Below are 12,651 nucleotides of genomic sequence, written 5' to 3'. Positions count from 1 at the left end.
CGTATCGTGAACACTCAGCGAGTCAAGATCCAGCTCGATGGCATCTGCCGTGGGGTCCCGATGAACGAACGACACCATTTGCACAGCCCGGAGCGTTCGGAGATTCATACCGGCGATCCGGAGGTGGTGCAGGACTTCCTGTCCGAGTCCTATGGCACAACGGTGCGCGTCGACCACCCCCACGGAGCCGGTGAAGGTCTGAACTACAAGCACACCCGGACCGCGGTGGGGGTATTCGCCACGGAGGTCATCAGTCAGCGCGGGAGTGTGCGCACCTCGGCCGATCGACTGGAGCCGGCCGTGATCTACCTTCCCGACAGTGGTCACGTCGAATGCCACGCTTCCGGCGAGATCGCCGTGGCCGGGCCTGGGCAGATGGTGTTGGCCCAGTGTACGGACGGACGGGTGGAGACCCGGACCTCTGATGTCCAGCTCCGGTCTGTTGTGCTCGATCAATACCTGCTGTTGGATGCAGCGCTGTCCTCCGCCGCCGCGATCCGCTTCACCGCCCAGCACCCGGTCGACGCCGTTGCCGCCCGGGTCTTCCGCCAGACCGCGGCCTTTGTGCAGGACAGCGTTCTCAGCGACGGCACCAAAGCGACGCCCCTGGTGATCGGTGCGGCCGGCCGGCTGCTGGCCAGTACGGCGCTGGCAGCGTTCGCGAACACCGCCGTGCGTGACACCGACGCCGTGACCGGCGCCGTCGAGAACACCCCGGCTGCATTGCGGAGGGCCGTCGGATTCGTGGAAGAGAATGCCGACAAGGCCATTGGCATCACCGACATCGCCGCGAGCGTGTATCTGACGCCACGAAGCGTGCAGTACATCTTTCGCCGGTACCTCGACACCACACCCACGGAGTTCCTGCGCCGGGTCCGGTTGGAGCGGGCGCACAGTGACCTGACGGCGGCGGACAAATCCACAACGACCGTCGCGGGCACGGCTGCCCACTGGGGTTTCGCCCACACCGGCCGGTTCGCGGTGTTGTACCGGCAGGCCTACGGCGAGAGTCCGCACGAGACGCTGAGTTCGGGAAACCAGCGCCCTTCCACGTCTTTTCGTGCGTAGAACGGATACATCTGGGTACAGCTTCGCCGAACCGAAGTCACCAGCCCTGACCAAGGAGGCGCATCCATGCCCCCAGCCCGCAAACCAGATCAAGCTGCTCCCAAGCGCACCCGATCGGCCGGGTCTCCCGTCGATGCCACCGACAGCGATCCATACGCCCAAACCGGCACCCATCTGACCACTGCGCAGGGCGTCCGGATTCCCGATACCGACCATTCCCTCAAGGCAGGCAGTCGCGGGCCGAGCCTGCTCGAAGACTTTCACCTGCGTGAGAAGATCACCCACTTCGATCACGAACGGATTCCCGAGCGCGTCGTGCATGCCCGCGGCGCAGCCGCCCACGGCGTGTTCGAGTCGTACGGCAACGCGAAGACGGTGACCAAAGCGGGATTCCTGGCCGCCAAAGGCAAGCAAACCGAGGTCTTCGTCCGGTTCTCCACGGTGCTGGGTTCGCGCGGATCCGCCGATACCGTCAGGGACACCAGGGGTTTCGCCGTCAAGTTCTACACCGACGAGGGCAATTTCGACCTCGTCGGCAACAACATCCCGGTGTTCTTCATCCAGGACGGCATCAAATTCCCCGACGTCATCCATGCCGGCAAACCGCATCCGGACCGCGAGATCCCGCAGGCGCAGTCCGCCCACGACACGTTCTGGGACTTCGTGTCACTGCACACCGAAGCCACCCACCACGTGTTCTGGAACATGAGCGACCGTGGGATACCCCGCTCCTACCGGACCATGGAAGGCTTCGGGGTCCACACCTTCCGGCTGGTCAACGCCAAAGGCAAGACCAGCTTGGTGAAATTCCACTGGAAGCCGGTGGCGGGAGTGCATTCTCAGGTGTGGGAGGAAGCGCAGATCACCGCCGGCTGCGACCCGGATTTCCACCGCCGCGACATGGCCGACGGTATCGAAGCCGGCGCGTTCTTCGAGTACGAGCTGGGCATCCAGGTGATGCCGGACGACGGATCCGAGACATTCGAGGGCATCGATCTGCTGGATCCCACCAAGATCGTTCCGGAAGAACTGGCGCCGGTGCAGCTCATCGGCAAGCTCACCCTGAACCGCAATCCCACCAACTATTTCGCCGAAACCGAGCAGGTGGCCTTCCACACTGGCAACTTCGTTCCCGGGATCGAGCCGACGAATGACCCGCTGATGCAGGCTCGGCTGTTCTCGTACCTCGACACGCAGTTGACCCGGCTGGGCGGCCCGAATTTCACACAGCTGCCGATCAATCGACCGCACTGCCCGGTCAACGACATGCTCCGCGACGGTATGCACCAGACCGCGGTGCACACCGGCCTGGCTCCCTACAAGCCCAACAGCATCGACGGTGGTGAGCCGCTGACCGCCGACGAATCCGAGGGCGGCTACGTGCAGACGCCGCGGCGCATCGACGGCCAGGCGGTCCGCGCGCAACCGGCGTCGTTCGACGATCACTTCACCCAACCGGCGATGTTCTATCGCAGCCTGTCGGCTATCGAGCAGGCGCACATCGCCGAGGCGTTCACCTTCGAGCTCGGCAAGTGTTACGAGCAGGCGATCAAGGAACGCCAACTCCAGGTGCTCGCCAATGTGGACGCCCAGCTGTGCGAAACCGTCGCCGCCGGTCTCGGCCTGCCCGCCCCCAAGGGCAACCCGCCCGGCGAAGTCCCGGTCTCCCCTGCCCTGTCACAGGTGGTGACGGTTCCCGGCCCGGTCGCCGGACGCAAGGTGGGCATCATCGCCGACAACGGGTCGGACCTTGCCGGGATCACCACCTTGGCCAAGGCGCTCGATCGCCAGGGCGTCGAAGCACTGGTGGTGGCCCCGTCGGGCGGGTTCCTGAAAGCCGGGCGGCGCAGCGTCGTGGTGGAGCGCACGTATCTGACGGCACGGTCTGTCGAGTTCGACGCCGTGGTGATCGCCGCGGGGACGAGCGCCGATCCGGACATCAAGGTCGCCCTGCTCCTGCAAGAGGCGTACCGGCATTGCAAGCCGATCGCCACCTGGGGTGACGGGGCCGCGCTGCTGTCTGCCGCGGGGATCGACCCGGGCGGCGTCGGTGTGCAGACGGCCGATTCGGCGAACGCCAAATTCGCCGGTGCGCTGGTGGCAGCCCTTGGCCTGCACCGGGTCTGGGACCGCGCGGAGTTGGTGATGGCCTCGCGGGTGGCCCCGGTCGGTTGAGCCGGTTTCAACTGCCCTGTGCGGGGGAAGCCCTCGCGATACCCGACCGGAAGGAGTACGCCGTATGGCAGACAACAGCGGACCTCGAGAAGGAATCAAGGGCGTCGTCAAGGACGCCAAGGGCTGAGCCGACGGAAGGGGTGAACCGTCACCGGGCGCGATGACCTGACTGAGAAAGGCAAGGCTCAGCAGGACAAAGCCGAGGCCCGGCGTGACGCGGCCCGCACGGAAGCCGAGGCCGGAAAGGCGCGTGTCGAGGCGAAAGCCTCAGGGGCGCGCCGGAAATCACACCAGTAAACCGATAAGGCGGTCGGGTCGGGTAGCCGGCCCGGCCGCCGCTCTGCTCAGATGCCGTGCGGAATACCGTTGCCGAGGTAGTGCAGACCGCATGCCTCGACGACCGGCCGGTCGAGCAGATTACGGGTGTCGACCACCGCGGCGCCGGCCGCGTGCCGGGCGATCACCGTCCAGTTCAACTCACGAAACTCCGGCCACTCGGTCAGCACCAGGATGACGTCGGCCCCTTTGGCCGCCCGGTAGGGATCGTCGACCCCGATGATCGCGTTGCGCTCCAGAGTCCGCTCGTCTATCGAGGCCAGCTTCGGGTCGTAAGCCTGGACATGGGCGCCTGCTCCGGCCAGATGGCGACAGACCAGAAGTGCCGGTGAGTCACGGACATCCGATGTACCGGCCTTGAAGGTCAGGCCCAGCGCCGCAATGCGCATCGACTCCATCCGCCGCCCCAGCCGGCGTTCGATCGCCGCCCGGATCCAGCCGGGTTGGTCGTCGTTGGTGCTGCGTGCGGCGCTCACTTCCGGCAGTGGAACGCCGTGATGCATTCCGGTGTGCACCAGTGCAGCGGTGTCTTTGGGCAAACAGGACCCGCCCCAGCCCGGTCCGGGCCGCAGGAACTGCGAGCCGATCCGTGGGTCCGCGCCCATCGCGCGGGTGACCGCGCCGATGTCGGCGCCCGTCCGGGAACACAGGTGGGCCAACGAGTTGACGAAAGAGAGCTTCACCGCCAGATACGAGTTCGACGCATACTTGGCCAGCTCCGCGCTTTCGGGCGTCATTGTCTGCGTGACGGCGGGATCCGCGCCGAGCACGGAGGCGACGGCATCGGCAGTGGCCGGGCTCCGCGCCCCGATCACCACGCGGTCCGGGCCCTGGAAGTCGGCGACGGCGTGGCCCTCGCGCAGGAATTCCGGAACCGATGCCACCGCCACCCCGGTGCCGGCCAGCCGGCGCGCCAGGTCGCGCGTAGTACCAACCGGCACAGTCGATTTCACTGCAATGACCGACCCCGCAGAGAGCACCCGGCCCAGACTGTCCACCACCGAGTAGACGGCGCTGACGTCGGCGGCGCCGTCATCACCGCTGGGTGTCGGGACGCAGACGAACACCACGTCCGCGCCCGCCAGCGCCGTCACCGAGGTGTCGAACCGTAACCGCTCGCCGGTTTGGGCGGCGCGGAGCAGGTCGCCGATGCCGGGTTCGTCGACCGTGCACGCGCCGCCGCGCAGAGCGGAGATCTTCTGTGCGTCGATATCGACGCACACGGTGTCCAGCCCCCGCTGCGCCAGGCACACCGCGGTGGTCAGCCCCACGTACCCGATCCCCACAACACCGGTCGTCATACCCGGCTCCGCAGTGCGGGTTCGGCGGCCGCCAGGACATCGGAGGTGGTGATCTCCAGCAGTCCCCCGTCCGGGCTGTCGCCGTGCGGATCGCCGGTGCGGCCCCGCCACAGCACGGTGTGGACGTCGCCGGTCCGCGGACCCCAGTGATCCGGTGGGGTGGGACCGAACAGCAGTACCGACGGCGTTCCCGTCGCGGTGGCGATGTGCGCCACGCCGGTGTCGCCGCAGATCAGCAGTTGGGCGTCTTGGATGAGTGCCATCAGGTCGGTCACCGTGAGGGTTCCGGCCAGCACCGCCGACGACGGTAGGCCCGCCCTGGCGGCGACAAACTCGGCGAGCAGCACTTCGCTGGGGTCGCCGGTGATGAGGACCTCGACTCCCCGCTTGCTCAGTTCCGCCGCCACCGCCACATAACGGTGCGCCGGCCACCGGCGTGACAAGGCGGACGCGCCGGGATGCAGGACCACCGAGCCGGTGTGCAGCCAGCTGCGCTTCGGTGAACTCATCCGCAGATCCTCGGGATCACAGTCGATTCCGAACCACTGCAGCATGGCGCACCACCGGTCCACCTCGTGGCAGTCCGACGGCCACAACGGGCCCGGGTGGTCCGGATGGTCCGGATGCGCATGGGTGAGCAAGCGGTGCGGTCGGGTGCGGCGCAGGTCGGCGATGCTCTGCGGGCCGCGCCCGTGCAGGTTGACCGCCAGCGTCGGCCGCGCCGGGAGGGCCCCGAGATGCCCCAGCCCGGGTGTCGGCAGCACGGTGTCGACAGCGCCGGTGAGAAGTGCCAACTCCTCCAACGGTTTCGGCGTCGCCAGGGTGATGTGCGCGTCGGGATGTGCGCGCCGCAACCCGCGCAGCGCGGGTACCGCGGTCAACAGATCACCCAGGCCCAGCGCCCGCAGAACCAGGATGTCTGCGGTCATGGCCAGGACGATTCGGTCGAAGCGGCCACCACCAGCTCACGCACCTCACATCCGGGGGGCTGACTCAGCGCGAACACCACGGTCTCGGCCACATGGTCCGGATCGTTGAGCACCGCGTCGGCCGGCGGCTTGTACTGCTCGGTGCGGCCGTCGAAAAAGGGGGTCTGCATGCCCCCGGGAATCAGTAGGGTGACCCCCACCTCGCCGGCCAGCTCGGCGGCCAGGGCCCGGGTGAAGCCCACCACGCCGAACTTCGACGCGCAGTAGGCCGTGGCATCGCTGACCGCTTTGATGCCCAGCGTGGAGGCACAGGTGACGATCCGGCCGTGGGAGCGCTTCACGTACGGCAGACTGGCGCGGATCACCGCCGCGGTGCCGATCAGGTTGACGTGCACGACGCGCTCCCACTCCTTGGCGGGCACGTCGGACAGCGTTCCGCACGCATCGATTCCGGCCGCGGTGAAGACCCCGTCGATCCGGCCGCCGCACCGGTCTGCCAGGGTCGCGACCGCGGCGTGCACGGCGTCGGTGTCGGCAAGGTCCACCGCGACGAACGGCACGTCGAAGCGCGGCTGGTTCTTGTCCAGCACCATCGGGGTGGCACCGCGCCGAAGCAGCGCCCGGACAGCCGCCGCGCCGAGTCCGGATGCCCCACCTGTGACGAGGACGTTGCCCAATTTGGGATTCTGGTTGTGTGGTTGCACGGATCAGCCTTTCGTTGTTCGGCTTCAGGACCGCGCGGCGGCGATCAGGTTGGACGAGGAGTAGCCGGGCACGGTGGGCAGCAGCACCACATCACCTCCACCGGCGCGCACCACATCGGCTTCGGGAAGGTCGTGCAGGGTGTAGTCGCCACCCTTGACCCAGATGTCAGGACGCAGTCTCCTCAGCGCCCGCTCCGGTGACAGCTCGTCGAAGATGCATACGGCGTCCACGCATGCCAGCGCGGACAGGACCCGCGCCCGGTCCTGGGCGGGCATCACGGGCCGAGTGGGACCCTTGAGCGCGCGCACCGAGTCGTCGGAGTTGAGCAGAACCACCAGCGCCGAGCCCAGTTGGCGCGCTCGCTGTAACAGTCGCACATGCCCGGTGTGCAGCAGATCGAAGCATCCGCCGGTAGCCACCAGAATGCTGCCGCTGCGCCGGAGTCGGGCAGCGACGGCTTCGATGTCGTCGCTCACCGCCGCACGGTCGGAGCCATCACCCGCCGGCACACCGATCGGTGCCAGTGCGGCCACCGTCGACATCGCCGACGCTGCGCCGGCGGCGACGAAGTTGGCCGCGGCGTCCACGGCCGCGACCACGGCGGCCGTGGTGTCCACACCGGAGGCCAGTGCCGAGGTGACCGCGATCGCGAATCTGTCTCCGGCGCCGCAGGTGTCACCACGGGCGGTGACGGGGGCCGTCGGCCGCACATGGGTGGTGGCGCCGTCTCCGGTGGCGAGCAGCGCCCCGCGTCCGCCCAGCGTCACACACACCGCGCCGGCCTGCCACCGGGTGCGCAGTTCATGCGCCGTCACCGGCCCACAGCCGGCGCGCGAGAAGTGCTGTGCTTCGGTTTCATTGGGTGTCACCACGGTGGTACGGGCCACCGGTGCGGATCCACGCGGATGCGGATCCCACACCACCGGCACGTCGCCGGCGATGCCGGCCAGAAACTGCCGCAGTCCGTCGTCGGCGGTGACGCCGCGGCCGTAGTCGGCGATGCACACGGCATCGGCGCTCCGCACGGCGTCTCGTATCGAGTCGTCGAGGGCGAAGGGGCCTGCCCGGCCGGTGCCCTGGTCCAGGCGCATCACCGACTGCCCGTTCGCGCGGATCCGGGTCTTGGATGCGGTGGTCCCGTCGATGGGCAGCGCGCTCACCCGGACACCGGCCTCGTCCAGCAGTGCCCGCAGCAGCCGACCGTGCTCGTCGGTGCCCACAGCGGTGACCAGCACCACCTCGGCGCCGTGCCGGGCGGCCAGCGCGGCGGCCAATCCGGCGCCTCCTGGTCGTTGCCCAACCCGGTCCCCGTCGACCACCGGGACCGGCGCTTCTGGGCTCAGACGTGTTGCGGTGCCGTCGATGTCGATGTCGAGCATGGAGTCGCCGATCACCACCAGCCGTTGCGTCATCTCCGCGGCACCCCCATCGCGGCGTCCACCGCGATGCACAGCGCGTGCACCAGCAGCAGGTGGACCTCCTGGACGGTGGCGGTGGAGCCGGCCTCCACACAGATGGCGTCATCGCACATGGCGGCCAACGGGTTGGGCGCCGGACCCGTCAGGGCCCAGCTGCGCATGCCCACCTCATGAGCGGCTTTGACGGCGGTGAGCACATTTCGGCTCGAACCGCTGGTGGACAGGGCCACCAGCACGTCGCCGGGCCTGCCGTGCGCGCGCACGCCACGGGCGAACATCTCGTCTTCGCCGTAGTCGTTGACCAGCGCGGTCAGTGCCGAGGTATCAGCGTGTAAAGCGATGGCCGACAATGGAACCCGCTCATCTCGGAACCTTCCGACGAGCTCGGCGGTCAGGTGTTGCGCTTCGGCGGCGCTGCCCCCGTTGCCGCAGGCCAGGAGCCGCCCGCCGCCGACGAGCACCTCGGCGAGGTGGGTACCCCACGCGGTGAGTGTCGGCGCCGCGGCGCCGGCCCGGTTGACGGCCTGGCCGAGGGCGGCGATGTGTTCGGCGATCATGGTCGACCTCCAAGGTGGGTGACGGCTTCCAAGAGTTCGGTGTCGGTGATCCCGTCCAGGCAGGGGTGTCCTGCGACGGGGCAGGTGCGGGCCCGGCTGTGCCGGCACGGCGCGTCCTGATCACCGAGCAGTACCACCGGCCGGCCGTAGGGCTTCCACTGCGACGCCGGTACCACCGGCGCGAACAGCGACACCACCGGTGCACCCACGGCGGCGGCCAGATGCGCGGGTCCGGTGTTGGGGGCGATCACCACCTGGGCCTGTGCGTAGACCGCCGCCAGCTCGTCGAGTGTGGTCAACCCGGAGATGTCGATCCCGTGCGCGCCCGAAACCTCTGCGGCCAAGCCGCATTCGCCGCGGCCACCGGTGACCACAACCCGGTGTCCCGCGGCCACGAGGGCGGTCACCATGGCAGCGCTGCGCCGTGCGGTCGGCATACGTGCGGGCACCGCCGCGCCGGGATGGAACACGATGAAGGGACCCTCACCGATCAGGTCCGCCACCGGTTCCGGTACACCGGCCGGGGTGCGCACCCGCAGCGCGCCGTCGTCATCGGGGGGAAGCCGAGCCCCGCCCGCGGCGGCCAGCGACAGCGCACGCAGCGGTTCGGGCATCCCCTCGTCGACGTGGTGCCGGATGTCGAGCAACGTGCCCGGGTAGTCCTCGCATATCGCGGCGATCCAGGGCACCACGGCCATCCGGCAGACCAGTGCCATGGGCAACGGGGACTGATGGAACGACGTGAAGATGAACACCCTGTCCGGCGCCACATCGTGCAGCTGTTTGACCAGATCCTCGACATGCCCCCGGGTGAGTGCCGGAGCGTCGAAGTCCACCCACGGGGCCTGCCACTCGATGATCTCGTCGACCCCGGGCAGCAGGTCGGCAGCTGCCCGGCCGCGCGGGCCCGCCAAGAACACCACGCGGTCGTGCGCAGCGGCGATGGCCCGCACCGCCGGTCCGGTGATGAGGACATCGCCTGCGCTGTCCAGCCGTGCCACCACCGCGGTACTCACCGGCACTCCCGTAGCACCATGGCGATGGCGGTCTCCAGGTCGGGCGCCACCTTGGCCCGCGTGCGGGCCTGGTCGACCTCGTGGGGCAGCGTGCGAGCCGTCGGCACCAGCACCGCTTTGGCCTCGGCCGCCAGCGCGGCCTCCACGTCACCGCCGGTGTCGCCGATCATCACGCACCGCGCCGGGTCGACGCCCAGCGCCGCCGCGGCATCGAGAACCATGCCCGGTTCCGGCTTCCGGCAGCGGCAGCCGTCATCGGCATCGTGGAGGCACACCTGCCAGCACCCGAACGGGCCGAGCACCGACTCGACCCGGGCATTGACCGCGCCCAGTTCCTCACCGGTGATCAAACCCTTGGCCACCCCGGACTGGTTGGTCACCACCCCGAGCAGCAGACCGCGCCGCCGCAGTTCGGAAAGACCCTCGCGGGCACCGGGTTTGGGCCGCACACCGCGGGGATCGCGCAGGTAAGGACCATCTTCGATGAGGGTGTCGTCGCGGTCGAACAGCACGGCCAGGGGCGGCTGCGGCTGTGCCCGACGGAACCGCCACTCCCCCGCGAGCCGGTGACCGACGGCCGCCGGGGGAATCAGCACGCTACTGGCGGCCAGCGCCGCGATGTCGCGCGGAGTGCGCGGGCCCGGCAGGACGCGCCGCATGGTGAACTCCGCGGTCAGCCCCAGCCACGCCGCTGCACCGAACGCGGCCCAGCGTCGCCGGCGCAGCACCGCGGCCGCCGCGGCGGCGGTGGCCGCACCGACGGTGACCAGGTGTGCGGGCATCCGTCCCCGACCCTCGCCGATCTCGGTCCGCCACCGGTGGCCGTGCTTGCGTCGCATCAGCGCGTTGTCACGGTTACCTCGCTGGGCCCGAACAGAACTGAGCGGCGTGGCGGCGGCGACCGGATGAACGCTGCGGCGTGCGCCCCGCACGATGCGGCCGCCGGCGCGCACCACCCGCAATGCCAGATCGGAATCCTCCCGGTAGGCGCGGGGGAAGCGTTCGTCGAACCCCCCGGCATTCACCAACTCGGTCCGCAGATAGGCCATGTCGGCGGTGATCCAGCGGGCATCGGCCAGGCGCTGGGTGCGGCGCTCGTCGTCGGTGGCCCGCCTGTCTGCCCGCACCGGTACCTCGATGATCGCCTGCGATGCCGCCGCCTCCGCCTGGTCGGCCGCCCGCAGATCGTCGGTCAGGGCCGCCAGCCAACCGGGTTGCGGCAGGACGTCGTCGTCGAGGAAGCACACCCATCGGCTGTGGGTGTGCCGCCAGCCGAGGTTTCTGGCTGCGGCCGGCCCACGGCCACCACTGTGCAGAACAGAAATCGGCAGACGAGTCCACACACAGGGCAACCGTTGCGGCGCCTTGCGGTCGTCCACGATCACCACCGCTTCCGGGGTCGGTACCGCCTCGGCGTCGAGGGCCGCCATGAGCTTCGACAGGGAATCCCGGCCGACGGTGGGGATCACGATCGAGAAACCGCTGTCGGTCATGGCCGCCGCCAGACGAGGAACGGACCGATTGCCAACAGGTCGATGGGGGCACTGCCGAAGCATTCGAGAGCGTCCCGTGGGCTGTCCACCATGGGCCGTCCCGCGGTGTTGAAGCTGGTGTTGACCACCACCGGCACACCGGTGCGCTCCTCGAACCGGCTGATGGTGTCATACAACACGGGATCGGAGGCGTCGACGGTCTGGATCCGTGCGGTGCCGTCGACGTGTGTGACCGCCGGAATGCGGGTGCGCCACTGTGGATCGACGTTGTGCACGAACAGCATGTAGGGGCTGGGAAGCGGTCCGTCGGTGAAGATCTCGGCGGCCCGGTCGGCCAACACCATGGGGGCCACCGGCCGGAACTGTTCGCGACCCTTGACCGTGTTCAGCCGCTCCAGATTGTCCACATGACGCGGGTCGGCCAGCAGCGACCTGCCACCGAGCGCGCGGGGCCCGTATTCGGCGCGCCCCTGGAACCACGCGACCAGGTGATTGTCGGCCAGGGCGTCCCCGACGGCCTCGGCGAACCGCACCGGTCGCTCGTAGCGCACCGCGGCCTCATCCAGGATCGCGGCGATCTCGGGCTCGGACCAGCCGCGGCCCAGTCGCGCAGACGGCATGGGAGTGATCGGCTCGCCGGCCTCGGCCGCCAGTGACAGAGCGGCCCCCAATGCCGTGCCGGCGTCGCCGGCAGCCGGCTGTACCCAGACGTCGCGGAAGCCGCCGTGGGCCCAGAGTTTGGAATTGGCAACACAGTTCAGCGCAACCCCACCGGCCAGACACAGGCTGTCGGTGTCGACGCGCCCGCGCAGCCAGCGCACCAGATCCAGCAGCACCTCCTCGACCACCAGTTGGGCACTGCAGGCCAGATCCGCGTGGTCGGGTTCGGGCCGGGCCAGGGCCGAACCGTCACCGGCGCCGCGCGCACGCGGCTCGGTGAGCTGCGCCCACGCCACCGGCTCGGTGCGGAAACCGCCGTCGGGACAGTAGTACACCCGCTCCCGCAGCGCGTCGGCGAAGCGTGGCCGGCCGTAGGAACCCATCGCCATGACCTTGTATTCGTCGCTGGACCGCGTGAATCCGAGGTGCTCGGTGAGGTTTTCGTAGAACAACCCCAACGAGTGCGGCAGTTCCTGGGTGGCCAGCACATCGAGTTTTCCGTCGCGGTAGCGCCCCGCGAGCATCGAGGTGCGCTCACCGCGGCCGTCGACGACGAGAACCGCCGAGTCCGGCTGCGGCGAGGCCAGCGCCGTCGACGCGGCGTGCGCCACATGATGGCGGACGTGGTGCACCACGCCGGGGTCGAGACCCGGCAGCGCGGTGGCCAGGAAACGCGGTGCCCGCGCGGCATACAGGGTGCGCAGATACTCCCAATCGCTGTCGAGGCCGTCGAGGTGATCCGACTGGCCGTCCATCACCGTGGGGTCGTAGGAATAGCCGACGGCATCGAGCTGGTCGGGGGTGATTCCGGCCTGGGCCAGGCACCATTTCGCGGACTCGACGGGCAGTTCCCAGGTGGAGAACGGGACCGCCTGTTTTCCGTGCTTGCGCCGGGAGAAGCGCTCCTCCTCCGCGGCGGCGACAATCTGGCCGTCGATCACCACCGCTGCGGCCGGGTCGTGAAACACCGCGTTGACACCCAGTATTCGCATC

General features: G+C 69.2%; 10 protein-coding genes and 1 pseudogene. 3 read left to right on the top strand and 8 right to left on the bottom strand.

Features of this window, described 5'->3' with window-relative positions; all coding sequences use genetic code 11:
• The first annotated feature begins 6 nt into the window (after positions 1–6).
• The 3 genes and pseudogenes from NL241_RS15295 (at position 7) to mbp1 (ending at position 3,540) form a co-directional block, all read left to right on the top strand.
• On the top strand, positions 7–1,068 hold the full coding sequence (locus NL241_RS15295; RefSeq protein WP_494397974.1) for a helix-turn-helix transcriptional regulator: 1,062 nt from the start codon (positions 7–9) through the stop codon (positions 1,066–1,068).
• Positions 1,069–1,134: 66 nt separating this feature from the next.
• The gene (locus NL241_RS15290) at positions 1,135–3,243 is read left to right on the top strand and encodes a catalase (RefSeq protein WP_494397973.1); all 2,109 of its coding nucleotides are present in this window, start codon (positions 1,135–1,137) and stop codon (positions 3,241–3,243) included.
• A 64-nt stretch (positions 3,244–3,307) separates the two neighbouring features.
• A pseudogene (gene mbp1 / locus NL241_RS15285) lies at positions 3,308–3,540 on the top strand (microaggregate-binding protein 1).
• A gap of 47 nt (positions 3,541–3,587) precedes the next feature.
• Here the strand turns inward: mbp1 and NL241_RS15280 are convergent.
• From NL241_RS15280 to NL241_RS15245, 8 genes are read right to left on the bottom strand one after another with little or no spacing between them, the layout of a single operon-like run.
• Positions 3,588–4,880, bottom strand: a complete 1,293-nt coding sequence (locus tag NL241_RS15280) for a UDP-glucose dehydrogenase family protein (RefSeq protein ID WP_487692648.1) — start codon at positions 4,878–4,880, stop codon at positions 3,588–3,590.
• Positions 4,877–5,809, bottom strand: a complete 933-nt coding sequence (locus NL241_RS15275) for a glycosyltransferase family 9 protein (RefSeq protein ID WP_487692646.1) — start codon at positions 5,807–5,809, stop codon at positions 4,877–4,879. Before NL241_RS15275 ends, NL241_RS15280 begins: the two co-directional genes overlap by 4 nt.
• Positions 5,806–6,513 (bottom strand): SDR family oxidoreductase, encoded by a 708-nt coding sequence (locus NL241_RS15270; protein ID WP_487692645.1) that lies wholly within the window; start codon positions 6,511–6,513, stop codon positions 5,806–5,808. Before NL241_RS15270 ends, NL241_RS15275 begins: the two co-directional genes overlap by 4 nt.
• 24 nt (positions 6,514–6,537) lie before the next feature.
• The gene (locus NL241_RS15265) at positions 6,538–7,926 is read right to left on the bottom strand and encodes a PfkB family carbohydrate kinase (RefSeq protein WP_487692644.1); all 1,389 of its coding nucleotides are present in this window, start codon (positions 7,924–7,926) and stop codon (positions 6,538–6,540) included.
• The gene (locus NL241_RS15260; protein ID WP_494397972.1) at positions 7,923–8,489 is read right to left on the bottom strand and encodes a D-sedoheptulose-7-phosphate isomerase; all 567 of its coding nucleotides are present in this window, start codon (positions 8,487–8,489) and stop codon (positions 7,923–7,925) included. Before NL241_RS15260 ends, NL241_RS15265 begins: the two co-directional genes overlap by 4 nt.
• Entirely contained in the window at positions 8,486–9,505 is a 1,020-nt protein-coding gene (locus NL241_RS15255; protein ID WP_494397971.1) for a glycosyltransferase family 9 protein, read from the bottom strand. The genes NL241_RS15260 and NL241_RS15255 overlap by 4 nt, the downstream gene beginning before the upstream one ends.
• On the bottom strand, positions 9,502–10,998 hold the full coding sequence (locus NL241_RS15250) for an HAD-IIIA family hydrolase (protein ID WP_494397970.1): 1,497 nt from the start codon (positions 10,996–10,998) through the stop codon (positions 9,502–9,504). The genes NL241_RS15255 and NL241_RS15250 overlap by 4 nt, the downstream gene beginning before the upstream one ends.
• The gene (locus tag NL241_RS15245; RefSeq protein ID WP_494397969.1) at positions 10,995–12,650 is read right to left on the bottom strand and encodes a carbamoyltransferase family protein; all 1,656 of its coding nucleotides are present in this window, start codon (positions 12,648–12,650) and stop codon (positions 10,995–10,997) included. The genes NL241_RS15250 and NL241_RS15245 overlap by 4 nt, the downstream gene beginning before the upstream one ends.
• Position 12,651 lies beyond the last annotated feature (1 nt).

Source organism: Mycolicibacterium sp. SMGY-1XX (genome assembly GCF_059132455.1).
Note: the sequence above shows the minus strand (reverse complement) of the source record. Positions and strands in the feature narration are given on the sequence as shown.